Consider the following 23383-nt stretch of genomic DNA (forward strand, 5'->3'; position numbering starts at 1 on the left):
ATAACCCACGGCGCGGGGCGCCCGAGCGCACGCTCCGGCACACCGGATCGCCGAAGAGCCTTGCTGACCTCGTTCTCTGAGGCTGCCCTATGCCCCGGTGGGTGTAAACCGGCCGGGTGCACAGGGTTCCGCCGCAGGTCGGGGCCGGGACTTCTCCGGCGCGTGTCGGCGGCGGCCTCTAGACTGGTGGGCGGTGCGGCGCATCCTCCGCCGCAGCACGTCGATCCAGGAGGGGACGATATGGCCGCCGGAGTCAGCTCCGCCGAAAACCCAGCAACCGACCATCCCGAACTGGAAGCACTGCCGGAATGGCCGCAGGAAACGATCGCCGTCCTGGTCACCACCGACCCGGCGCCGCATGCGATCCCGGTGTCCTGGCCGGTCCGCGCCGGTGACCGGCGGATTCTGCTGAGTCTCAAGTTCGATCGCGGTTCGCTGGCCCGGCTGCGCGAGCGGCCCCAGGTGGCGCTGCTGATCCTCGGCGGGAACAACGTGGCACTGTGCGCCCGCGGTTCGGCCAAGGTCATCGCCGAGGAGATGCCCGGCGCGGACGACTATGTGGCGGTCCGCCTCGACGTGGACGTCATCGACGATCACCGGCAGTCGGCTTTCGCGGTCGCGCAGGGTATTCAGCGCACCGTTCTGGACGACAGCGAGCTACATGCCCTGGAACACCGGGTGGCGACGCTGAAATCGTGGGCGGAGAACGAACAACAACAGGTCTAGGGCCGGCCGCAGGGTTCACCGATCCGGCAGGCCCGGGACAGTCAACATCCGGCGCCGCGGCGTCGCGGGGAAGGAGATCATGAGCGTCACTCTGGCCAAAGGCGGCAATGTCTCGCTGTCCAAACAGGCCCCCAACCTGACCAAAATCGCTATCGGACTCGGCTGGGACGTGCGCACCACCATGGGCGCCGATTACGACCTCGATGCCAGCGCCCTGGCCACCGGCCCGAATATGAAGGTCCTCTCGGACCAGCATTTCGTCTTCTACAACAACCTCCGCTCCCCGGAGGGCACCATCGAACACACCGGCGACAACCTCACCGGTGAGGGCGACGGCGACGACGAGGTGATCAATGTCGACCTGGCCAATACCCCGGAGACGATCACCAATATCTTCTTCCCGGTCTCCATCCACGAGGCCGACCAGCGCGGGCAATCCTTCGGCCAGATCCGCAACGCCTATATCCGGGTCGTCGACCTGAACACCGGCTCGGAACTGGCCCGCTACGACCTGTCCGAGGATGCCTCCTCCGAAACCGCCATGGTGTTCGGTGAGCTGTACCGCCGTGCGGGTGAATGGAAGTTCCGGGCAATCGGCCAAGGATACGCGTCGGGTCTCGCGGGGATCGCCCGCGATTACGGTGTGAACATCTAGCTGCCGCTGGATGAGAGCTTCAGCGTGAGACGCTGACCGGGCCTCGACGTTCTACGTGTGGCCGAGCGCCCGGTGCAGCTCTCCTCCGGTTGAGCCGAGGCATCGGGTGAGGCCGGGGACGGTCGGTCAGCCGGCGAAACCGAGCCGTTCACGGTTTCGCTCGACGCGCACCCGCAGGTTTCGCAGCCGCGCACCCGGACCTGCCACACCCCCGGCGCCGAACCGGAGCTTCAGCGGAATGGACGTTCCAGTACACCCCGGCAACGCTGACGGCATCAGTTTCCGGCAGGCCAAAACCGGTGCCAGTCGTCGGCGTTCAAGGACAAGCGGGCGCCGCGGGCCGCTTCGGCGGAGTCTTCGGCCCGGCGTATGCTCGCAGCAAACCCCAAGGTGGCTTTGCGCAGCTGCTCTTCTGCGCTTTCCGGGCCGCCCAGCCGGATGACGCGCAGCTCGTCGGGGATCAGATCGTCCGGTAGCCCGGCCTGGGCACTGCGGGAACGGACCTTCTCCGCCAAGGCCAGCGCGGGTTGCGCCATCGCGATACCGTCCAGGCAGGAGCGGCGTGCCTTCTCCGCGGATTTACGCTCTTCCCAGGCCTTTTCCTGGGCCGCCACCTTTTCGGTCACCGAGGCGTGCGGGTCGAAGCCGGCCGCGGCCGGGTCGGCGAGGTGGGGGCTGCGGTTGACCAGTTTGGCGACCAAGGCCGCGGCGACATCGTCGATGGTGAATTCGCCGGCCGCTTCGGCGATCCGGGAGTGGAACAGCACCTGGAGCAGCAGATCACCGAGTTCTTCGCGGATGGTGCCGGGGTCGTCTTCCTGGATGGCGTCGAGGAGTTCGTAGGTCTCCTCCAGGAGATACGGGCGCAGCGAATCGTGGGTCTGGGTGACCTCCCATCCGCCGAACCGCCACAGCCGGTCCATCACCTCGACCGCTTCGGACAACCCCGCCGCCACACTCGCTGTTTCCGCCTCGAGAACATCCGGCGCCGGCCGTGCCGACTGTGTCCCTGGTTGCGGATCCGCGACAACCGGATCCCCCGACTGGGTCGAGGCAGCACCGGGCTCCGCCTGGTCCGGTGCAGCAGTGTCGGACTGTCCCGGCCCGGAGCGCCGCTGCGAAGTGGCAGACCGCTCCGCCGCACCTCGCGCAACAACCGGCTCCTCCGGCTCCCGCTGCACCGGGGCGGACTGCTGCGACCGGGCGGCCGGGCGCCCGGCAGCGGGCTGCGTCGCGGCGGACCTTCCCGGCCGTATCTCCTGCTCGGCACCCGCCGACTGCTGCCGGTCGGCGGGTGCCCCGGAGGCGGGGGTAGACCGGCCCGGCTCGGAATCGGAAGTCATCGGGCCGGTGACACTTCGGTGGCGACGGTGAGATCCACTGCGCCCGCGGCTTTACCGTCGAGGGCGAGCAGCAGGTCCGCGAGGTACTGCAGCAGGGCGACATCGCGCAGCCGGTCGGCGCCGACGCTGTCCTGGACGCGCGGTAGCGGAAGTTGCACCACCCCGCTGGCGGCGCGGTAGGAGGCGCTGGGGTAGATCCGCTTGAGCCGCATCTGTTTCGAATCGGGCAGCGAGAGCGGGGAAATCTTGACCGTCGTACCGGTGACCGCGATTTCTGCGATCCCGTATTCGCGGGCGAGCAGCCGCAGTTTGGCCACCGAAACCAGGCGGCCGACTTCCACCGGCAGCGGACCGTAGCGGTCGACGAGTTCCTCGACCACCGCGGCCAGTGCCGGATCGTCGTGAGCGGCGGCCAGTTTCCGATACGCCTCCAGGCGCAGGCGGTCGCTGGCGATGTAGTCGGGCGGGATATGCGCGTCCACCGGCAGGTCGATGCGGACCTCTTTGGTTTCCTCGGTGGTGATCGGTTTCCCGTCGGCGGCCGCCCGATAGGCCTCCACAGCCTCCCCGACCAGCCGCACATACAGGTCGAAGCCGACACCTGCCACATGCCCGGACTGTTCGGCGCCGAGTACGTTACCGGCGCCGCGGATCTCGAGGTCTTTCATGGCGACCGCCATTCCGGCGCCGAGGTCGGAGTTCTGCGCGATGGTGGCGAGCCGGTCGTAGGCGGTTTCGGTGAGCGGTTTCTCCGCCGGATACAGGAAGTAGGCGTATCCGCGTTCCCGGCTGCGACCCACGCGGCCCCGCAACTGGTGCAGCTGCGAAAGACCGAGGGTGTCGGCGCGTTCCACGATCAGCGTATTGGCGTTGGAGATGTCGAGGCCGGTCTCGATGATCGTGGTGCACACCAGCACGTCGTACTCGCGCTGCCAGAACCCCTGGACGGTGCGTTCCAGCGTGTCCTCGTTCATCTGCCCGTGCGCCACCACCACGCGGGCCTCCGGAACCAGTTCCCGGATCCGGCGGGCGGCCTTCTCGATCGACGACACCCGGTTGTGCACATAGAACACCTGGCCGTCGCGCAGCAGTTCGCGCCGGATCGCGGCGGTGACCTGTTTGTCGTTGTAGCCGCCGACATAGGTGAGCACCGGATGCCGTTCCTCGGGCGGGGTGAGGATGGTCGACATCTCCCGGATACCGGCCAGGCTCATCTCCAGCGTGCGCGGGATCGGGGTGGCCGACATGGTGAGTACGTCCACATGGGTGCGCAGGGCTTTGATGTGCTCCTTGTGTTCCACACCGAAGCGCTGCTCCTCGTCGACGATCACCAGGCCGAGGTTCTTCCAGCGCACCCCGGTCTGCAACAGCCGGTGGGTGCCGACCACGATATCGACCTCGCCCTCGGCCATCCCGGTGAGCACTTCGCGCGATTCCGCGGGATCGGTGAACCGGGACAGGCCCTTCACGGTGACCGGGAACCCGGCGAGCCGCTCGGTGAAGGTCTGCAGATGCTGCTGGGCGAGCAGGGTGGTCGGCACCAGGACGACCACCTGTTTACCGTCCTGCACCGCCTTGAACGCCGCGCGCACCGCGATCTCGGTTTTGCCGTACCCGACGTCGCCACAGACCACCCGGTCCATCGGCACCGCCTTCTCCATATCCGCCTTCACATCGGAGATGGCCGTGAGCTGGTCGACGGTTTCGGTGAAGACGAACGCGTCCTCCATCTCGCGCTGCCACGGGGTGTCCGGACCGAAGGCGTGGCCGGGCGCGGCCTGGCGGGCGGCATACAGCTGCACCAGTTCGCCCGCGATCTCGCGGACCGCCTTACGGGCCTTGCGTTTGGTGTTCGCCCAGTCCGCCCCGCCCAGTTTCGACAGGCTGGGCAGCTCCCCGCCGACATACCGGGACAGCTGGTCCAGCGATTCCATCGGCACGAACAGCCGGTCCCCCGGCTGCCCGCGTTTACTCGGCGCGTACTCGATCACCAGGTATTCGCGGCGGGCGCCACCGACGGTGCGTTCGATCATTTCGACGAACCGGCCGATACCGTGCTGGTCGTGCACGACCATGTCACCGGCGTTCAACGCCAGCGGGTCCACCTGGTTGCGGCGTTTGGCGGGTAGCCGCTTCCCGTCACCCGGCGCGGTCACCCGGTTACCGGTGAGATCGGATTCCGCGACCACCACCAGCCCGGCGTCGCCGAAGATCACGCCGTCGTGCAGTGAACCGCACAGCACACCCACCACACCGGGCGCCGGTTCCGCACCGGCCTCCAGCTGCGCGGCGGGTACCTCCGCTTCACCGAGGCGCTCGAGTGTGCGCTGGGCCGTGCCGTGACCGGCGAGCACCACCACCGCCCGCCCACCGGTCGTGACATGGGCGCGCAGCGACGCGAAGATGGTCGCCACCAGTTCGTCGGAGCCGCGGGCCGTAGGCCCGCTCTGTACCGGCAGCTCGATCTCGGCCGGATCCCCGGTCGCCAGCGGGCTCAACGTCCACCAGGGCAGTCCCCGGCCTTCGGCGCTGTCCCGGATCTGGGTGAGCGGGCGATACGCCGATGCCGCCAGGTCCAGGCCGTGCGCGCCCATCGGGGCATCCGCCCCGAACGAGGCCGCCGTCCACGACGCCTCCAGGAACTCCTCACCGGTGCGCATCAGATCGGCGGCGCGGGTGCGGACCTTCTCCGGATCGCACACCAGCAGATGGGTGCCGCCGGGCAACTGTTCGGTGAGCAGCCGCAGCTCACCGGGTTGCAATACCGGCAGCAGCGCCTCCATCCCCTCGACGGGGATGCCCTCGCCCAGTTTGTCCAGCATCTCCACGAGCGCGGCATCCGCGGTATTGGCCGCCGCCACCGCCGCCGCCCGCTCCCGCACCTCGGCAGTGAGCAGCAGTTCCCGGCAGGGCGACGCCACCACGGTGGACAGCGAATCCTCCCCGAGCGACCGCTGATCGGCCACCGAGAACGCACGCAGCTCGGTGATCTCGTCGCCCCAGAACTCCACGCGCACCGGATGGTCGGCGGTGGGCGGGAAAAGATCGAGGATGCCGCCGCGCACCGCGAACTCCCCGCGCTTACCGACCATATCCACCCGGGTGTAGGCGAATTCGACCAGGCGCGCCACCAATTCGTCGAAATCGGCCTCGGCGCCGATCCGCAGCACGATCGGCTCGATATCGCCCAAACCGGCCGCCATCGGCTGCATCAGCGAACGCACCGTGGTCACCACGACACGCAACGGCTCCTGATACACCGGATCATCGGGATGGGCCAGCCGGCGCAACACCTCGAGCCGGCGCCCGACGGTATCGGCGCCCGGCGACAGCCGCTCGTGCGGCAGGGTCTCCCAGGACGGGAACTGCGCCACCGCGGGGCCCAGCATTTCGGTGAGCTCGAGGGTCAGATCGTCGGCCTCGCGACCGGTCGCGGTGACCACGACAACCGGCCGGTCGGCGGCAACGGTGGCCGCGACGAAGGACCGCGCCGCGCTCGGCGCCACCAACTCGACCGGCGACCGGCCGAGCATCCCGGAAACAGTCCGCAACGCGGCATCGGCACCGGCCGCCGAAGCCAGTCCCGCCAGTGGTGGACGAGGGGCAGACATTCTTCTCTCCTGACCGCGAACGAAGGCGATTCCACCGGGCCAGCCGAGTCTATAGGGGTCGTGACGTGGCGCTGCGTCCGGCGTCGCGGGGCCTGGAACCGGTATGTCCGGGTCTTCACTCGTCCACTTCGCTTACTCGGCGTGATCGGCCCCGCTGGGCGCACGCGATCAGCACCGCCCCCGGGTCATGCAATCAGCGCAGTCTCAGGAAACCTTATCGGCGCGCGTTGTGGGCTCCTGTTTACGGATAGACAATCCGTGAAGGGGCGGGCTGTAATTTTGGAGCCGCTCCGCGGCTTGATGTGGGCCATACGGATGCCTGAAACGGCGTCCGAACCGGTGTTATCGGGATCGGACCGCGGTGGACGTGACCAGCGGCGGCGCCGAGTTCAGCGAGGCCCTCAGAGGTTTTGGCCCGTCCATGCGTTCAGCACGCGAGACAATGCGCCGCAGGCGCGAGTATCGCGTGCTGAACGCATGGACCAAGGGGGGCCAAAACCCCGCGCGCGCCAGCGCGCCAAAATTACGGTACGTAGCGGCGGAGGCGGCGGGCGGCGAACTCGCGGAAGTAGGAGACCTTGTCTTCCGGCACGATCGACGGGATCAGGAAGTACCAGGCCCGTTCCATTCGCGACGCCATCTGGTCCATCGATTCGGTGCCGACCGCGACGATATGCATACCGGTGGTGAGCCCGTAGAGCAGCAGGCCGATGGTTTCCGGGTCGAGATCGGGGAGCAGATCGCCCTGCGTGATCGCCTTCTCGGTGAGCGTCCGGTACGTTTCGCCCCACATTTTGGCGATATTGTCGCCGTTGGCGCCGCGGTAGTCACCGATCTGATGGGTCAGTTTGAGCATCGCGCCGACCATCGGATCGTTCATCGACAGATCCGCCACCACGTAGGTGATACCGATCGCCGCTTCCAGGGCCGGAACCCGGGAATCGAAGAAGCCTTTGCAGGAGGCGGTGAGCCGCTCCTGGCCCTGATCGACCACGGCGCGGGCCAGTTCTTCCTTGGACCCGAAGTGGAAATACAAGGCGCCCTTGGTCACATTGGACTGCGCGATGATCTCGCTGAGGCTCGCATTGGCGTAGCCCAAGCGCAGAAAGACATCGGCAGCGCCCGCCAGGACGGAATCGCGGGTTATCTCCGCGCGCGCTTGCCTAGCCATCAGCTCCGCCTGTCATCCCAATAACCAGCCATCCTGAAGTAGACCGACATTGTCGAAGTAGACCGACTTACCGCCCGAACAGCACCCAAAGGATGGGTGAACCGCACCATCCGTCCCGGGTACGGTTCTCGATTCGACGGCCCGCCGGAGTTCGCGGGCAGTTCACGCACGGTTATCCGAACTGCCCTGCCCGCCGGGCGAGTTCGCCGGGCCCGCTCCCGGGGCGGCGGGCCATTCCGAGCTCAGCTGCGGATCGGCCTCGAGGTGACTGAGACCGTTCCAGCACAGATTGACCAGGTGCGCGGCCACCACTTCCTTGGACGGGCTGCGCACGTCCAGCCACCAGGTGGCGGTGGTGGCCACCATCCCGACCAGCGCCTGGGCGTACAGACCGGCCAGGCTGGTGTCGAAACCGCGACGATCGAAATCGCCCGCCAGCAGATGCGCGACCTGACTGACCGCTTCGTTGAGCAGGCTCGAGTACCGGCCGTCGGTCGAGGAAACGGGCTGATCGCGTACCAGGATGCGGAAGCCGTCGGTGCGCTGCTCTATATAGGTGAGCAGCGCGAGCGCCACCTGTTCGAGACGGACCCGGGATCTGTTGTTGGTGAGCGAGGACGTGATCATGTCGAGCAACATCGACATCTCGCGGTCGACCACCACCGCGTACAGGCCTTCTTTACCGCCGAAATGTTCGTAGACGACGGGTTTGGAGACCTGGGCGCGCAGCGCTATCTCCTCGATGGAGGCGGCGTCGTATCCCCGTTCGGCGAACAGCGCGCGCCCGATCTCGATCAACTGCCGGCGCCGCTGGGTACCGGTCATCCGCTGCCGGGCCGGTGGGACCTGCTCGGCGATCTCCTTCGCACCCCCACCGGCCGGTGATTCCCCGACCGTTCGCGGTTCTCCCGACGACACGTGCCCGCCTCCCTGGTTACCGGGGTCGCCGATTCGGCCGGATCTCCGACCAGCGACCAAAACCATCGAGATCAACTGTCTCAGACCTGCCGCGACCGGGGTCACGCGGGCATGCTGTGCGCCCGCCCGGCACGCACGGAGCGGTCCGGATGGCCCGGCCGGCGGGACACCGGCGGCCACGGTTCGACGAGAACCGGGGTGGCATGCGATTATCGTTGCCGTGCCTGGGCACAGCGGCGGGTCGGAGACAACCCACCGATGTGACAGTCCGCCGTGGTGTAATGGCAGCACCTCTGATTTTGGTTCAGATAGTTCAGGTTCGAGTCCTGGCGGCGGAGCAGTAAATACTTATCTACCTGGTACTATGCGAGGCCTGAACCGCCGGAACGGCGCCCGGAAGTCCCTCGGTCGAATATCTCTTCACACAGCTCGGATCGCACCCACAGAAGCCGGTCGGCGACGTCGGCCGGTCGAGTGGTCTCCGTCGGCGTGAGGTTCGTATTCATGTCCGCGCAATCCGTTGTCGTCGGCCGGGTCTATCGGATTTGCCGCAACTGCACCATCTTGCGCCTAGGAATGCGATGTCCAAGACACCGAAGGCACTACCCTTGATCGCCGCCGCCCTCACCACTGCCGCCCTCACCACTGCCGCCCTCACCACCGGACAGGCCTCGGCACAGTCCGCTGTGGAGCCGGGCTCTGCGGGGTCGGGCTCCGCGGGGCCGGGCTCTGCAGGGTCGGGCTCGTCGTTGTCGGCCGTGGGGCCGGGCTCGACACTCGGCCTGTGTTCGATCACCGCGACCGGGTACGCGGACAGACAGCCCGTCGCACTCACCGCCGGGCACTGCACACTCGGGCTTTTCGGCGTGATCCGACTACCCGACGTCGACTGGGCCATGATCCCCCTGTCTCCCGGCACCCCGACCCACAACACCCTCCCGAGTGGTGAGCGGCTGACCGGCCTCGGCGCACCCGGCGGAGCCCTGTGCAGGTGGGGACAGCGCAGCGGGACACGCTGTGACGGATACACGGGGATTCGAGTGGGCGATTCCGGCGGACCGGTGTACCGGCCGAACAGCGACGGCACCGCAAACCTGGTCGGGATCACCAGTTCGAACATCCAGTACTCCAGCCTGCCACCGGGGTTTTCTCTGTCGTGACCGCACGCGTGCGCGCGAACCTTTCGGCGTCGTGATCGTGGCACCCCGGCCCCCGGCGAGGCTGATACGCTCAGCACCCGTGCAGCGCGACAAGGGGCCGTCCTCGAGTGGGTAGTCCTTACCCATGGCGGCCTCTTCGTATGCCCGGGAATCCTTCGCTCGGTCCCGATCCGATCTGGGCAGGTTCGGGTCCTGGCGACGGAGCAGCTCGCGTGCACGACGACCATCGTCGGCCCGAGGGAGATTCATGCAGGAGCAGACCGCCGTCATCGTGCTAGCCGCAGGTGCCGGTACGAGAATGCGGTCGAAGAAGCCCAAGGTGCTGCATCCGCTCGCCGGGCGCAGCATGCTGGCGCACGCGCTGTACGCAGCGCACACCATCGACCCGCACCATCTGGTCACCGTTGTGGGGCACGACCGGGAACAGGTCGGCGCCGAGGCCGCCGGGGTGGCGTCCGAACTCGGCCGCGCCATCGTTCCGGTCGTCCAGGAACAGCAGCTCGGCACCGGGCATGCGGTGCAGGTGGGTCTCACCGGGCTGCCCGCCGAGTTCAGCGGTGACGTGATCGTCACCTCCGGCGACGTTCCGCTGTTGGACGGCCACACCCTCTCCGCCCTGCTCGACGAGCATCGCAGCTATCCCGACCGGCCCGCGGTCACCGTCCTCACCTTCGTCCCGGACGACCCGAACGGTTACGGGCGGATCGTCCGCGATGCTGACGGTGAGGTCGCCGAGATCGTCGAGCACGCCGACGCGACGCCCGAACAGGCCGCCATCACCGAGGTGAACTCCGGTGTGTACGCCTTCGATGTCGCCGTCCTGCGCACCATGCTCGGCCGGTTGTCCACCGCCAATGCGCAGCACGAGCTGTATCTGACCGATGTCCTGAAACTCGCCCGCGAAGCGGGCTACCCCGTGCAGGGCGCCCGGCTGGTCGATTCGGCCAAGGTCACCGGTGTCAACGACCGGGTTCAGCTGGCCGCCGCGGCCCGCACCCTCAACCGCTACATCGTGGAACGCCATATGCGCGCGGGTGTGACGATCGTCGACCCGGCAACCACCTGGATCGATACCGATGTCCGGATCGGCCGCGATACCGTCGTCCGCCCCGGAGTCCAATTGCTGGGTACGACGGTGATCGGCGAGGACGCGGAAATCGGTCCGGACACCACACTCACCAATTCGGACATCGGCGACGGCGCCCGGGTGATCCGCACGCACGGCGATGGCGCGAAAGTCGACGCATATGCGACAGTCGGTCCGTTCAGTTATCTGCGGCCGGGCACCGTTCTGGGCGAATCGGGCAAAATCGGCGCATTCGTCGAGACCAAGAATGTGGATATCGGCAGGCATACCAAGGTTCCGCATCTCACCTATATCGGGGACGCCACAGTCGGCGAGCACAGCAATATCGGAGCATCCAGCGTTTTCGTGAACTACGACGGGGTGGACAAGCACCGAACGGTCGTCGGCTCCCATGTGCGTACGGGCAGCGATACGATGTTCGTCGCACCGGTGACCGTGGGTGACGGTGCATATACCGGAGCGGGTACTGTGCTGCGGGAAGACGTCCCGCCGGGCGCGCTCGCCGTGTCCGGGGGGACGCAGCGCAATATCGAAAACTGGGTGCAGCGGAAACGTCCAGGTACCGCTGCAGCAAATGCGGCGGCGAAGGCACTCGCGGCCGATGAATTACCGGATCGGGCAACAGAGCTTAAGGATGGCAACCAGTAGTGACCGCGTCATGGATCGACAACCAGAAGAACCTGATGCTCTTCGCCGGACGGTCGCACCCAGAACTGGCCGAGCAGGTGGCCAAGGAATTGGACGTGGAGGTCACCCCGCAGACCGCGCGTGATTTTGCGAACGGGGAAATCTTCGTCCGTTTCGAAGAGTCGGTACGCGGTTCCGACGCCTTCGTATTGCAGAGCTTCCCGGCCCCGCTCAACCAGTGGCTGATGGAACAGCTCATCATGATCGACGCGCTCAAGCGCGGTTCGGCCAAGCGGATCACCGCCATCCTGCCGTTCTACCCCTACGCCCGCCAGGACAAGAAGCACCGCGGCCGCGAACCGATCTCCGCCCGGCTCGTGGCCGATCTGCTCAAGACCGCCGGCGCCGACCGCATCGTGACGGTCGATCTGCACACCGATCAGATCCAGGGCTTCTTCGACGGCCCGGTCGACCATATGCACGCCCAGCTGCAGCTCGCGGAGTACATCCGCAACAACTACAGCCTGGACAACATCACCGTCGTATCCCCCGATTCCGGCCGTGTCCGGGTGGCGGAGAAATGGGCGGATTCGCTGGGCGGGTCGCCGCTGGCGTTCATCCACAAGACCCGTGACCCGCTGGTTCCGAACCAGGTGAAGTCCAACCGTGTGGTCGGTGAGGTCGAGGGCCGCACCTGCATTCTGATCGACGATATGATCGACACCGGTGGCACCATCGCCGGCGCGGTGAACGTGCTGAAGGAAGCCGGTGCCGGTGATGTGGTGATCGCCGCGACGCACGGCGTGCTGAGCGCTCCCGCGGCCGAGCGGCTGGCCTCCTGCGGCGCCAGGGAGGTCGTGGTGACCAATACGCTGCCGATCACCGAGGACAAGAAGTTCCCGCAGCTCACGGTGCTGTCCATCGCGCCGCTGCTCGCCCGCACGATCCGTGAGGTGTTCGAGAACGGTTCGGTGACCGGGCTGTTCAACGGCAACGCCTGAACACATCTCGGCGGTAGATCCTGCTAGCTGTCGCATCGGCCCCGGACAATCGGTCCGGGGCCGATGCGTTTCCGTGGGCCGCGGCGGATCAGGACGGTCGCTGTGGCCGGGCGCGGCCCCATCCAGAGCCGGGCGGGCGCCCGTGCCCCGGAACAGTTGCTTCATATCTCCTTCACACCGCCCCGGTCCTTCGCGGCGGCGCCACGCTCGCGTGGCTACGGATCGACTCGCCCCGGGCACTACAGGATGGCTCGCCATGACTGGTCGCGGTCTCTGGACGTAACCCCGAAGCAGCGCATACTGGGTGGTATGGATCGCGAACCACGAGAGCCCGATATGGGCGACGACGACCAGTTGGACGAGGTCCGCGCCTATGAACGCAATATCGAAGACCCGCCGGACGACCTGCGAATCCGCAACCGGGAAAGCGACGACGACCGGCTGGGCACAACCGAAGAGCTGGCCGAGGAATCGGACCGCCGCGACCGTTCCGGCGAAGACAACCGCCCCGCCGAGGCCGCCGCCATCCATATCGAGGACGAACCCGAAAGCTGACGCTCCCCGCCGCGGTACCGACTACGAGCCCTCGACGATCCGACCGAGGAGACGTGATGAGCACACCGCAGGACCCGCGAAACCACGGCGAGTCGCCGCGAGACTCCGGCGAGACGCCGCGACAGCACAACCGGCCACCGCATTCCGAGGGCGGGCCGGCACAACATCACGGCGAGCCGCCGGTGGACAGGGACTCCGCGACCGGCGGTCACCGTCCCGGCGAGCAAGCGTCGGGCGGCCGGACCTCCGGAACTCCGGACGAACCGTTCGTCATGCCCGCCGCCCCGCAACCGCCGGACGAGCCTGCCGCCGCGGCTGGAGCCCCGCAGCCCCCGTCGCAATCCGGCGTCGAGCCTGGATCAGGTACCGATCCGGACCGCGCCGGAGAGGATCGGCCGGCCGGTGGGGAGATGCCGAGGTCTTCCGAGGACCCGCCCACCGAATACCTCCCGAAGATCCTGCACCGCGAGCCGTCCGGTTCGAGCCGGGCCGGCGCCGGGAGCGGACCGGAGAGCCCCGAGCCCGGAGTGAGCAGCCCCGCGGACGACCACCCGACCCAAATGTTGCCCAAACAGTCCGAGCAGCCGGGTGGACCGGGCGCCGGGGCACCGCGAATGGACAAGGGGACCGCGGCCTACACGCAGGGGTGGCAGCCGGGTTCGTCCGAAGAACAGCCGGGCCGGCAGCCGATGGGCGAGGTCCCGCCGCAAGCGTGGTCCGCGCGGCCGGAGGAGCAGGAACCGGGGCAGGCCTGGCAGCCCCAATCACCCGGTCGGCCCGGCTACTCCCGACCCGGCGGTACTCCGCCGCCCGGCGCATACGGCAGTCGACCGGAACAGCCCGGAGAGCAACCCGGCTGGGCCGCCGACCAGACCGGACAGCAGGGCTGGAGCGGACACCAGACCGGACAGCAGAGCTGGAGCGGACACCCCGGAGGGGGAGCCGATCGCCACGGGCAGGAGGGTTGGGGTCACGAGCAAACCGGTCAACAAGGCTGGGGCCACGAGCAAACCGGTCAACAAGGCTGGGGCCACGAACAAACCGGACAGCCCGGTTGGGGCGGACAACAGGGGTGGAGCGGCGCCCAGCCCGGGCAACAAGGCTGGGGCGGCGGTCGACAACCCGGCGGCTATCCCGCCTACCCGCAGCAGCAGTACCAACCCTATGGCGCCACCCAGGAACCGGAACGCTCCGGACCACAGGTCCTGTCGATCATCGGTTTCGTCTGCGCCGCAGTCTCACTGCTGTTCTGTCCTCTGCTGTTCGGTATCGCCGGTATCGCGCTCGGTGTCATCGGGCATATCCGCGGCGAATCCCTCGGAAAGTGGGCAGCCATCGCGGCCGGCGTATGCCTGATCATCGGAGTGATCCTGGCCTTGGCGCTCTCCGGAATGGATATGGTCCCCATCGAGTCCGCGAGTTAGAGCCCATGCTGGACGGGGCTCCCCGGGGCAGGTGGATGCCTCTCCGGGCGTTTGCCGAGCACTATCGGGACGCCGCGTCGAACGAGTTCGGTCCTACTCACTCCTGTGGCCGCGGCGGCCTAGTGATCCCGTCGGATCAGCAGCTCCGCCGGTAGGCACACGCTGGTCTCGTGTGTGCCGTAAAGGTATCGGCGCCTGAGCTGTGGGCCGGATAAGGTCCAGCTATGCCAATCGAGGACCACAACCGGCCGGCGACCGTGAAGCGGAGCGCGTAGATGTCGCAGCGGGAGCTGGTGGTTCTGGGCACCGCCAGCCAGGTGCCGACAGCGCATCGTAACCACAACGGGTATGTGCTGCGGTGGGGTGGCGAAGCGGTCCTGTTCGACCCCGGGGAGGGCACGCAGCGGCAGATGATCCACGCCGGGATTTCGGCGACCGACCTGACCCGGATAGCGATCACACACTTCCACGGCGACCACAGTCTCGGACTGGCCGGGGTGATGCAGCGAATCAATCTGGACCGTGTCCCGCACCCGATCGACGCCTATTATCCGGCCTCGGGTCAGCGGTATTTCGACAACCTGTGCGATGCCACCGCCTACCATCGCACCGTCGAACTCCGGTCGCACCCGATCACCGAACCGGGCCCGCTACCGGCTCCCGGTGCGCCTTTCCGACTCACAGCCGCTCGGCTCGACCATCCGGTGGAGGCATTCGGCTACCGGATCACCGAACCCGATTACCACGCCATCCTTCCCGACCGGCTCGCCGGCCTCGGCCTGTCCGGTCCGCTCGTCGGGCGACTGCAGCGAGAGGGAGCGATCAGCTGGCAGGGTCGCACGGTCCGGCTGGCGGATGTCAGCACGATCCGGCGTGGTCAGAGCTTCGCTTTCGTTATGGACACCCGTCTCTGCCCGGCCGCCCGCGAACTCGCTGCCGATGTCGACATGCTGGTCATCGAGGCGACCTTTCGCGACGCCGACGCGCACCTCGCCGCCGAACACGGCCATCTCACCGCCGGCCAGGCGGCCCGCATCGCGGCCGACGCCGGGGTACGAACCCTGGTGCTGACCCACTTCTCCCAGCGTTACCGCACGCTGGACGACCACCTCGCCGAAGCGCAGCGGGAATTCGCCGGGGAGATCGTGATTGCCACCGACCTCGCCCGCATCCCACTGCCACCTCGCCGCTGACCGACCCGGCCGAGCCGAGTGGTCACCACTCGACGTGGACTCGGACCTATAGCGGACAGGAATCGGCCGGAAGCGGTGCGATGCTGTCGGCATGACCACATCACCTCTGATCATGTCCGGTTCCGAACTCGGCAATGGGTACGGCAGCGTCAACGCCTTTGCGGTCGTCAAGGGGCCGGGCGGGGCGCGAGGGTTCGTCGAATTCCTCGGCGATGTCTTCGGCGGGCGGGAGACGCCGGAAGCGCACGCCGACGATACCGACGGGCTGGTGATCCACGCCGAGGTGCGAATCGGGGATTCGTGCCTGATGATTGCGGATTCCAAACCGGACTGGGTGTTCACGCCGGCGCTACTACAGGTGAATGTCACCGATTGCGACGAGGTATTGCGGCGCGCGAAGGCGCTCGGGGCACAAGTGATCACCCAGACGACACCGTTTTACGGTGCATCGTCGCTGGCGCGGTTCATCGATCCGTGGAGCAATGTGTGGTGGCTGTTCGGGCCCGCGATAGCAGGTGCGCCCGAGCCGGTATGGGATCCCGAATCGACGGGCGAGGAGTCGACGGTCCACGCAACCATCTGTCAGGCCCTGCGTGAGTTGAAGCCGCCGCAGTGAACGGGTACCGCGGAGTCGACCACATGTTGTGCGAGGTCGAACGTATCGCCGCACGGTGCAGTCGTGACCCGCACGCGTCCCGGCAGCATGAGAGGTGATCGTCGAGTCGGTGCAATGGCGATACCCGATGCCCGGCATCGGGTATGGCGAACCTGGCCCGTGGGGTGCGGTCCACGCCGTATCTACGCAGTTGCGTCTGCGAGCTCGGGGGTTTCGCGGTCGAACCGCGCGCGGTGGTCCTGGACCGCGTCCATATGGGCTTCGGCCCAGACCTTGATACCGCGGATCACCTGGTGCAGGGACAGGCCCAGATCGGTCAGCTCATAGGTGACCGTGACCGGAACGGTGGGGGTCACCGTGCGGGTGACCAGGCCGTCGCGTTCCAGGGAACGCAGTGTCTGGGTGAGCATCTTCTGGCTGACACCGGCCAGCCGCCGGGACAGTTCGGAGTAGCGCATGGCCCGGGGTTCACCGGCGCACTGTCCCGCCGGGTTTGGGCCGTCGCTACCGAGCGCCGCGAGCACCAGCGCCACCCATTTGCCGGAGATCCGGTCGAGCAGCTGCCGGCTGGGGCAGTCCGCGAAGAACGCGTCGTACTCGGCCTTCTGCTGGGCCCGCTGCTGCGCCGCCGTCATCGTCGCCATGACCTCACCTTCCTACTTGCGGGTGAGTTACGCACTTCTGAGTGCCTACTTCCCGTTGGAGAGTTACCTCTCCATTCTGGAGTAACAACACCGATTACTCCAGAGGAGGCGCAATGTCCACCACGTTCCGTACCGCAGTCGTCCGCACCCCGGGTGGTCCCGATTCGATCGAGTTCATCGACGTCCCGGTCGCGGACCCGGGCCCCGGCCAGGTCCGGGTGGCGATCGCCGGAACCTCTGTCAACCCCGTCGACCTGGCCCTCACCGCCGGTGTCTTCCATCAGATGGGGATCATCACCCAGCCCGACCACACGGGCCTGGGCACCGATTTCGCGGGCATCGTGGAGGCCGTCGGCCCGGATGTGGATATCGCGGTCGGCAGCCGGGTCGCGGGTACCGTCGACGGATTCGATCGCGATTTCGGCACCTACGCCGAACAACTGGTCGTGCCGGCGGCCGATATCGCGGTGGTCCCCGACGAGCTCGAATTGACCGCGGCGGCCACGGTTCCGCTCAACGGCTTGACCGCGGCTCAGCTGGTGGACCTGCTCGGCGAGGGCGGCGGGCGGAACCTGCTGGTGACCGGGGCGGCGGGTGCGGTCGGCGGGTATGTGGTCACGCTGGCCCAGGACCATGGCTGGCAGGTCACCGGATTGGCCCGGACACGGGATGAGGAGTTCGTCCGCGGTCTCGGAGCGGATTTCACGACTACGGCCGTGCCGGGCTGGGACGCGGTGGCCGATACCGCTGTTTTCCAGGAGAAAGCCCTGCCTTTGGTACGCGACGGCGGTGTGCTGGTCGGTGTCCGGCCGGGCGGTGAACCACCGGCCGAACGCGGGATCACCGTGCGCGCGGTCTCGGTACACCCCGACGGCACCCGGCTGGCCGGGTTGCTGAAGGATACGGTGACCGGCCGGCTCCCGGCACGTGTCCATACCGTCGTTCCATTGGACGGAGTCGCCGACGCCCACCGGGCGGTCGCGCAGGGCGGTATCCGCGGAAGGTATGTCCTGCGGCCCTGAACCGGCGCAACCGGACTGCCTATTCCTCGCACTGCCTCGAATGACTGCACCGCGACCCGGTGCGGCCCTGAGGACGCAAGCGGTGTCGACCTGCAACGGCAGGTCGGTGCCGAGATGTCTACCGGTTCCTGGGAGGTAGAGCCGCCCGGCGGGCAACAGAGATCCCGCCGGGCGGCTGCGGGGCCCTCTCTCCGGTCCCCGGATCGACCGCTCGCTCGACTCGTCCTCAGGTGGTGAAGGTTGCGAAGGACGACCACAGCAGGGGCGAGTATTCGAGAGCAGCGGTCGAGCGCCAGAGATGTAACCGCTTGCGCTGCCAGGCGGTGAGCGTGGGGATAGGGTCATCCGTGTCGTGGGCGGAGTCCACGGCACAGACCGTGTCCTGGAGCGGGGCGGCATCGGGGGCGGCGCCGAAACGCTGGAAGGCGAGGTCGGTCGGCAGGGGCCAGCGGGTGGCGGTGATCAGTTCCGCACCGCCGGTGACCATGGCGGCGATCAAACCGAGCGCTTCGGTGAATCGCAGATCGCCACCACTTTCGCAGGCGATCAGCGCGACCCGGGCGGGAATCGGCCAGAGATCGTTGCCGGCAACCGGTTCCGGCTCCAGCGTGTAGGTGCCGAGCAGGAGGTCTTTCGCGGAAAGCGGGCGATGGTCGCGTTGCGGTTCGGCGAAACCCACGGTGCCCGCGGTGCAGGCCAGATGCAGTTCGGTGTTCTCGCTCTGCCCCGATTCCGGGGACGCCGCGGTGACATGCCCGACATAGATCAACCGGGACGCGCCGGCGCGCAGGGTTTCGGACAGCCAGTGGCGGTCGAGATCGGTGCGGCGGAAAACGGCCGCCGGCTCGGCGACGGCGGGGCGCAGCCGACCGGCGGCGAGGTGGTCGGCGATGCGCGCGGTGAGCGGTGTCGGCCGGTCCATCCGGCCCAGGACCGAACCGAGCGCGGAATCGGCGCGGAATCCGGGCACCCGGGGGTCGAGGACCGCGACCACCGGCAGGTCACGCGAGGCCGGCCACGACCGCGGAACCCGCACCGGGGCGTGCACGATCCCGGCCGGGACCAGCAGGCTGATATCGGCGATATCGATCAGCCGGACGTCGGGGGCCGGGGCGATGATCTCCCACGGCACCTGCGCGACGCGCGGCGAGGGCTGCAAACGGATATGCGGGCGCACACCACGCTGATACAGCTCGTACAACTGGCCGGCCAGATCGTAGGGCAGTAGCGCGCGGGACAGATCGCGGGCGAGCTCGTATTCGGCGTCGGGGGCGGCGAATGCCCCGTTCGTGAGCGCTTTCTCGAGGCCACCGGCCACCTCGGGGGCAGGCAGCGCCGCGGACAGGTTGCCGACGGCCTCGTCGATATCGTCACCGGGCAGCACGGTCACACCCGGCAGCGCGGACCCATCGGCCCACTGCCAGGACATGTAGAGATCACCCGCATCCGCCATCCGGACCACTACGGTCGGCCGGTCACCCATCAGCTCCTCCACCGCAATCTCGGCCGCGGTACATCACCGCGATCGCTGTGCTGCGCTCGGCAATCGACGCCGTGTCCTCGTTTCATGCCGGGATCACCCGATCCTCCCGGAATTTTCCGCCGTAGCGGTGTTCGGCGGCCTCGATGTAATCGGCGAGCGCGATCCGGCCGCCGGGTTCGACCGCGAGGCGCGGCGGCGGCGCGACGGGTAGCCCCGCCGATGCGGCGACCTGGGCCAGTGCGGCACCCAGCTGCAGGGGTCCGGGCAGTTCGGTGAGGGCGGGTGGATCCGGGGTGTCCAGCGGGAACTGCGGACGTTCGGCCGGTTGCGCGCGGTCGATATCCAGAGTGGTTCCCGCGCACCGGGTTTCGATCAGGTCGGCGAGCAACGCGCCGTCCTGGCAGAGGTGGGCGAAACGGAACGCCAGACGCATCGCGGGTTCGGCTATTTCCCGGTGCCATTGTTCGCGCCGGCTCCCGCTCGGCAGGGTGTAGCGGACGGCGTCGATGGCGATCGCGGCCGTCACCGACAGTGCCCGCCCGAGAACCACCAGTTCCGGGGCGGGCTCTGCCAAATCATCGATGACCATCTCCAGCAGCACCGCATGCCAGTAGTCGAGTTTGGCGCACTCGGAACCGAGTCCGCGCTCCGCATAGATGACGAACGAGCCGTCCAGGAGCTGTTGCCCCGCCCCGACTCTGCCGTGCGCGAATTCGATGGTCGCCAGCCGGCATTGCAGCGCCGCTACGTCGAGCAGCGCACCGGAAGCCTGGAAATGGTCGAGGCTGCGCCGATACCATTCCTGCGCACGGTCGATGTCACCGCGGCGTTCGGCGAGGAAACCGCGGATCTTCCAGCCGATTCCGATTCGGTGGCCGAGCCCGGTCCGCTCGAAATACAGCTGGGCAGCCTCGACGAGTTCCTCGGCCTCGTCGAGCCGGTCCAGACGCATGAATATCTGGGCGAGGTTCTGCTGGGTGTCGGCGAGGGCGTTGTGGTTTCCGGCCTCGGTGAACGCTGTCAGCGCCTGCCGCGCGAAATCCACGCCGAGCTCATGGCGGCCGGTTTCGAAGTAGGCGACGGCCAGGTTCATCAACGAATAGCCGGCCAGCTCCGGCGCTAACCGCAGTGCGGTGTTCAAGGATTCGGTGGCGATATCGATCGCGCGGCTCCACCGGGCGCGGTAGCTCGCGACGGCGGTCAGCGAGAGTAGGCACGATACGCGCAGAACACCGAGCTCGTCGGCGTCGGCGAGCAGTGCGCGGGCCTGTTCCAGCGCATCCTGCGCCTCGTCCAGCGCACCGAGGTGCTGCAGGGCCTGTGAATAGTTGATCAGGGCCGAAGCCCGTTTTTCGACGGCATCGCCGGGGATCTCGCCGAGTACGGCCCGGTACCGGGTCGCGGCGCCCTCGTGATCGCCGAGCTCGTCGTACACACTGGCGGCGTTGACGAGCGCACTGGTCCGGACACCGTCGGTGGTGGTGTCCGCGGCGTGCTCGAAAATGCGCAGCGCCTCGGTGAGATCGCCACGGTTGTGCGCGGCGGCACCCTCGTACAGGAGTTCCAGACCGGGCGGTGGATTCTCGGTTCGGTTCATCTCAGAAATCCGGGTCCTCCATCGCCGCAGTTACCTCCGCCCGAAGTGGTGCGATATCGGCAAGCAAGTCACCGGCGGAGTCCGCGAATTCGCCGGTTCCGAAAGTTTCGGGGATGACCTCATCAGACCATGCCGCGGCCCGCCGGAGCCTGGTCCGCGCCAGTTCTCGCACCGTCCGCCGCCGTTCGGCATCGGCGGATGTTCCTTTATTTCCCTGTGCAACAACGTTATCGGGCTGCTCGCTCGCATCAGAGGTCCGTCGCTCGACAGCCGACGAGGGGTGCGACGTCTCGACCGGATCAACACTGCGCGGGCGCTGCACCGGCTCCGGCGGCGCGCCGGGATCAGCCGCATTCCGGGCGACCTGCGAGTCCGCATGCGCGCCCGGATCGGCGAGACCATGACGGTCGTCGACCGCCGACACCCTGGGCACCGAACCGTGTGGGTGAACGGATGCCCGGGAGTGGCCCGGCGGCGTACCTGTCCCCGCCGGTGCGCTGCGTCCCACACCCGGCACATAGATCTCCACACCCAGCACCGCGCCCGCCGGCTCCGCAGTTTCGCCCGTCCAGGCGTCACCGTTCAGTTCCAAGGCGACGTCGAGAAATCCGTCCCGAGTGCGAAGCAGGGCGTGGGGTCGCAGGTAGACGGGCAGATCCGTGGGGACTCCGGGGGCGGCGACCGCGGATACCCGGGCGACTGTTCTGCCCGCTGCCCGCAACACCTCCCATGACACGGCGCGCTCGGAGGCATCGACCACGCCGGCGGGACAGTACCGCCAATCCCAGCCGGCGGTACCGCGAGCGAGGAGGAGGTCTGCGCCCCGCGTGGAGGGGCTCGATCCGGCGGCGAGTGCGTAATCGCCGGCAGACGGTGCAGTGCGCTCGGGTGCTCTCGTGTCCCGGCCGGTGTCTCGATCGCCGAGATCCGCAACCTCCTCGGCACCGGTAACCGTCGGAGAGTCCGCTCCGTCGACCACGCTTTCGCAGAACTCCGTCAGCTCGGCGATTTCGCTGTCCAGCAGTGCCGGATCCAGCGCGGCGATATCGTCGACGGTCGAGGCCGGCCACCAGCGCGCCGCCCAGTGGGCGTAGGCGAGACGACGGACCGCCGCCGCGAGCTCGGGGTTGCCGGGGCGGACGGGGAGATCCACCGGCCCGGTGTACGCGTCGGCGGCGAGGGCGATTTCGGCGCCGTAGAGCGCCCACAGCCATTCCTGCGCGGTATCGAGATCGTGCAGGGCTGCCGCCGCGACTCGCTGCCCGGCCGTCAGACTCCAGGTGAGATGGCCGCCCGCGACTTCGAGCACCGCCGTATCCACGCTCGGTCCGGGATCGGCCGCGGTCGGAGCGCCGGGTGGGGCGATCAGCCACAGATCCGGTCGTAATCGCCGGATACGCACCGTATCAGCCATCAGACCGCCCTCGATTCGGCCATCGCCGAGCCGGGCCCGCAGACCTGAATGCTCAAAACCTTGCGGACGCGGGTGCGGTGATCGAGGACCACCGACCGGGCGATTCCGTCGAGCAGATCCCAGAGCTCGTCCGGTTCGGCGACCGGCAGTTCCCGCACATCGCGACCGTGCAACCGAACCCACAACCTGCGCAGATACGGCCGCCACGGGGTACGCAGTTCGGCCGCGATCGCGGCGAGCGGATTACCGTCGCCGGAGACGGGATGGATCGCCAGCCGCCGCGCCTGCAGAACATAGGCCTCCCGCTGCCACCTGCTGTTGACCAGGCGGTGGGCAGCCGTTTCCGGTATGCCGCCCACCGAAGTGTCCGCGCCGGCCGATGGCGTGATCGGGGTCAACCCCAGCGCCAGCTCCACGCCCGCCGCGGCGGCGACCCGCAGCGATTCGTCGAGTAATGCCCAGGGGGAGCAGCTACGGGTGATCTCGGTGGTCACCAATTCCGGAATCGGTGGCAGGTCGGCACGTTCGGTCGACACCTGGAGGACGGTGAAAACCCGTTCGTAAACGGTGCGGTCGAACGGCAGGCCCAGAGCCGCGGTCGACGCCGAGGCGCCCAGCGCAGGGCGACGCGGAACCGGTTCTTCGGTGAGACCGAGCAGATTCGCGTCGTACCGCGCACAGGACCGGAGCGCAGCCCGGCGCCCCCGCACCACCCGGCCCGACTCACGCACGCCCGACTCACGCACGCCCGACTCACGCACGCCCGACTCACGCACGCCCGACTCACGCACGCCCGACTCACGCACGCCCGACTCACGCACGCCCGACTCACGCACGCCCGACTCACGCACGCCCGACTCACGCACGCCCGACTCACGCACGCCCGACTCACGCACGCCCGACTCACGCACGCCGACGCGCTGCACGGGTGCAGCGGTCGGCTCGGCTACAGGCCCGGTCCGAATGTTTTCGCAGGTTGCGGCCGCAACAGCGGCCGGACGGTCACCGGGGCCCACCCATAACGCGATCCCCGTATGGAACCCGATTCCCGCGTCGATCAACCGCCGTAGCAGCAGCCGGCCTGGTGCGGTATCCGCCTCCGACCGGGTCGCGACCGCGAGCTCCAGAAGTTGCCG

The 23383-nt window shown here is 67.9% G+C and carries 19 protein-coding genes, 1 tRNA gene and 1 pseudogene; 12 read left to right on the top strand and 9 right to left on the bottom strand.

The window, feature by feature from the left end; translation table 11 throughout:
- Positions 1–240: 240 nt before the first annotated feature.
- Entirely contained in the window at positions 241–726 is a 486-nt protein-coding gene (locus tag NFL01S_RS09525; protein ID WP_062973519.1) for a pyridoxamine 5'-phosphate oxidase family protein, read from the top strand.
- A 79-nt stretch (positions 727–805) separates the two neighbouring features.
- The gene (locus NFL01S_RS09530) at positions 806–1381 is read left to right on the top strand and encodes a TerD family protein (protein WP_062973521.1); all 576 of its coding nucleotides are present in this window, start codon (positions 806–808) and stop codon (positions 1379–1381) included.
- A gap of 275 nt (positions 1382–1656) precedes the next feature.
- Here NFL01S_RS09530 and NFL01S_RS09535 read toward each other — a convergent pair whose 3' ends face one another.
- From NFL01S_RS09535 to NFL01S_RS09550, 4 genes are all read right to left on the bottom strand, one after another.
- Positions 1657–2304, bottom strand: a complete 648-nt coding sequence (locus NFL01S_RS09535; protein WP_084492562.1) for a nucleoside triphosphate pyrophosphohydrolase — start codon at positions 2302–2304, stop codon at positions 1657–1659.
- A gap of 416 nt (positions 2305–2720) precedes the next feature.
- Complete coding sequence (mfd, locus tag NFL01S_RS09540) at positions 2721–6335, bottom strand: transcription-repair coupling factor (RefSeq protein WP_062973523.1); 3615 nt, start codon at positions 6333–6335, stop codon at positions 2721–2723.
- Between the two features lie 523 nt (positions 6336–6858).
- A complete protein-coding gene (locus NFL01S_RS09545; RefSeq protein WP_062973525.1) occupies positions 6859–7506 on the bottom strand; it encodes a TetR family transcriptional regulator in 648 nt (215 codons plus the stop codon).
- Between the two features lie 162 nt (positions 7507–7668).
- Positions 7669–8331 carry a TetR/AcrR family transcriptional regulator gene (locus NFL01S_RS09550; protein ID WP_168433873.1) on the bottom strand — a complete coding sequence of 221 codons (663 nt, stop codon included), beginning with the start codon at positions 8329–8331 and terminating at the stop codon, positions 7669–7671.
- A 360-nt stretch (positions 8332–8691) separates the two neighbouring features.
- On the opposite strand from NFL01S_RS09550, the gene NFL01S_RS09555 reads away from it, so the two are divergent.
- The 8 genes from NFL01S_RS09555 (at position 8692) to NFL01S_RS09590 (ending at position 16087) form a co-directional block, all read left to right on the top strand.
- Positions 8692–8762 (top strand) — tRNA-Gln (locus NFL01S_RS09555).
- Between the two features lie 243 nt (positions 8763–9005).
- The gene (locus tag NFL01S_RS09560) at positions 9006–9584 is read left to right on the top strand and encodes a chymotrypsin family serine protease (protein ID WP_157116388.1); all 579 of its coding nucleotides are present in this window, start codon (positions 9006–9008) and stop codon (positions 9582–9584) included.
- Between the two features lie 247 nt (positions 9585–9831).
- Complete coding sequence (glmU, locus tag NFL01S_RS09565; RefSeq protein WP_062973529.1) at positions 9832–11319, top strand: bifunctional UDP-N-acetylglucosamine diphosphorylase/glucosamine-1-phosphate N-acetyltransferase GlmU; 1488 nt, start codon at positions 9832–9834, stop codon at positions 11317–11319.
- A complete protein-coding gene (locus NFL01S_RS09570) occupies positions 11319–12299 on the top strand; it encodes a ribose-phosphate diphosphokinase (RefSeq protein WP_062973531.1) in 981 nt (326 codons plus the stop codon). Before glmU ends, NFL01S_RS09570 begins: the two co-directional genes overlap by 1 nt.
- Positions 12300–12608: 309 nt before the next feature.
- Positions 12609–12854 carry a hypothetical protein gene (locus tag NFL01S_RS09575; RefSeq protein ID WP_062973533.1) on the top strand — a complete coding sequence of 82 codons (246 nt, stop codon included), beginning with the start codon at positions 12609–12611 and terminating at the stop codon, positions 12852–12854.
- Positions 12855–12910: 56 nt separating this feature from the next.
- Complete coding sequence (locus tag NFL01S_RS35315) at positions 12911–14278, top strand: phage holin family protein (RefSeq protein ID WP_062973535.1); 1368 nt, start codon at positions 12911–12913, stop codon at positions 14276–14278.
- A 275-nt stretch (positions 14279–14553) separates the two neighbouring features.
- Entirely contained in the window at positions 14554–15471 is a 918-nt protein-coding gene (locus tag NFL01S_RS09585; protein ID WP_062973537.1) for a ribonuclease Z, read from the top strand.
- Between the two features lie 91 nt (positions 15472–15562).
- Entirely contained in the window at positions 15563–16087 is a 525-nt protein-coding gene (locus tag NFL01S_RS09590; protein WP_157116390.1) for a VOC family protein, read from the top strand.
- Positions 16088–16269: 182 nt separating this feature from the next.
- Here NFL01S_RS09590 and NFL01S_RS09595 read toward each other — a convergent pair whose 3' ends face one another.
- On the bottom strand, positions 16270–16731 hold the full coding sequence (locus NFL01S_RS09595) for a winged helix-turn-helix transcriptional regulator (protein WP_062973539.1): 462 nt from the start codon (positions 16729–16731) through the stop codon (positions 16270–16272).
- A gap of 113 nt (positions 16732–16844) precedes the next feature.
- Here NFL01S_RS09595 and NFL01S_RS09600 point away from each other — a divergent pair, with 113 nt between their 5' ends.
- Positions 16845–17753 (top strand): NADP-dependent oxidoreductase, encoded by a 909-nt coding sequence (locus NFL01S_RS09600; protein WP_062973541.1) that lies wholly within the window; start codon positions 16845–16847, stop codon positions 17751–17753.
- A 226-nt stretch (positions 17754–17979) separates the two neighbouring features.
- On the opposite strand, the gene NFL01S_RS09605 is transcribed toward NFL01S_RS09600, so the two are convergent.
- The 4 genes and pseudogenes from NFL01S_RS09605 to NFL01S_RS37570 all read right to left on the bottom strand — a co-directional run.
- The gene (locus NFL01S_RS09605; protein ID WP_062973811.1) at positions 17980–19236 is read right to left on the bottom strand and encodes a CHAT domain-containing protein; all 1257 of its coding nucleotides are present in this window, start codon (positions 19234–19236) and stop codon (positions 17980–17982) included.
- An 82-nt stretch (positions 19237–19318) separates the two neighbouring features.
- On the bottom strand, positions 19319–20833 hold the full coding sequence (locus NFL01S_RS09610) for a tetratricopeptide repeat protein (protein WP_062973543.1): 1515 nt from the start codon (positions 20831–20833) through the stop codon (positions 19319–19321).
- Position 20834: 1 nt separating this feature from the next.
- Positions 20835–22247, bottom strand: coding sequence for a hypothetical protein (locus tag NFL01S_RS09615; protein ID WP_062973545.1), 1413 nt, complete (start codon positions 22245–22247; stop codon positions 20835–20837).
- Positions 22247–22912: pseudogene (locus tag NFL01S_RS37570) on the bottom strand (hypothetical protein); the annotation flags it as partial. The gene NFL01S_RS09615 and the pseudogene NFL01S_RS37570, both read right to left, overlap by 1 nt.
- On the opposite strand from NFL01S_RS37570, the gene NFL01S_RS37575 reads away from it, so the two are divergent.
- Positions 22907–23269, top strand: a complete 363-nt coding sequence (locus NFL01S_RS37575) for a pentapeptide repeat-containing protein (protein WP_084492563.1) — start codon at positions 22907–22909, stop codon at positions 23267–23269. The pseudogene NFL01S_RS37570 and the gene NFL01S_RS37575 sit on opposite strands and share 6 nt — an antisense overlap.
- Positions 23270–23383 lie beyond the last annotated feature (114 nt).

This window comes from Nocardia flavorosea NBRC 108225 (assembly GCF_001613385.1).
GTDB lineage: Bacteria > Actinomycetota > Actinomycetes > Mycobacteriales > Mycobacteriaceae > Nocardia > Nocardia flavorosea.

Coding starts and splice junctions, on each gene's coding strand:
- NFL01S_RS09525 (WP_062973519.1), top strand. CDS start 241: ATGGCCGCCGGAGTCAGCTCCGCCGAAAACCCAGCAACCGACCATCCC.
- NFL01S_RS09530 (WP_062973521.1), top strand. CDS start 806: ATGAGCGTCACTCTGGCCAAAGGCGGCAATGTCTCGCTGTCCAAACAG.
- NFL01S_RS09535 (WP_084492562.1), bottom strand. CDS start 2,304: ATGGACCGGCTGTGGCGGTTCGGCGGATGGGAGGTCACCCAGACCCAC.
- mfd (WP_062973523.1), bottom strand. CDS start 6,335: ATGTCTGCCCCTCGTCCACCACTGGCGGGACTGGCTTCGGCGGCCGGT.
- NFL01S_RS09545 (WP_062973525.1), bottom strand. CDS start 7,506: ATGGCTAGGCAAGCGCGCGCGGAGATAACCCGCGATTCCGTCCTGGCG.
- NFL01S_RS09550 (WP_168433873.1), bottom strand. CDS start 8,331: ATGACCGGTACCCAGCGGCGCCGGCAGTTGATCGAGATCGGGCGCGCG.
- NFL01S_RS09560 (WP_157116388.1), top strand. CDS start 9,006: ATGTCCAAGACACCGAAGGCACTACCCTTGATCGCCGCCGCCCTCACC.
- glmU (WP_062973529.1), top strand. CDS start 9,832: ATGCAGGAGCAGACCGCCGTCATCGTGCTAGCCGCAGGTGCCGGTACG.
- NFL01S_RS09575 (WP_062973533.1), top strand. CDS start 12,609: ATGGATCGCGAACCACGAGAGCCCGATATGGGCGACGACGACCAGTTG.
- NFL01S_RS35315 (WP_062973535.1), top strand. CDS start 12,911: ATGAGCACACCGCAGGACCCGCGAAACCACGGCGAGTCGCCGCGAGAC.
- NFL01S_RS09585 (WP_062973537.1), top strand. CDS start 14,554: ATGTCGCAGCGGGAGCTGGTGGTTCTGGGCACCGCCAGCCAGGTGCCG.
- NFL01S_RS09590 (WP_157116390.1), top strand. CDS start 15,563: ATGACCACATCACCTCTGATCATGTCCGGTTCCGAACTCGGCAATGGG.
- NFL01S_RS09595 (WP_062973539.1), bottom strand. CDS start 16,731: ATGGCGACGATGACGGCGGCGCAGCAGCGGGCCCAGCAGAAGGCCGAG.
- NFL01S_RS09600 (WP_062973541.1), top strand. CDS start 16,845: ATGTCCACCACGTTCCGTACCGCAGTCGTCCGCACCCCGGGTGGTCCC.
- NFL01S_RS09605 (WP_062973811.1), bottom strand. CDS start 19,236: ATGGGTGACCGGCCGACCGTAGTGGTCCGGATGGCGGATGCGGGTGAT.
- NFL01S_RS09610 (WP_062973543.1), bottom strand. CDS start 20,833: ATGAACCGAACCGAGAATCCACCGCCCGGTCTGGAACTCCTGTACGAG.
- NFL01S_RS09615 (WP_062973545.1), bottom strand. CDS start 22,247: ATGGCTGATACGGTGCGTATCCGGCGATTACGACCGGATCTGTGGCTG.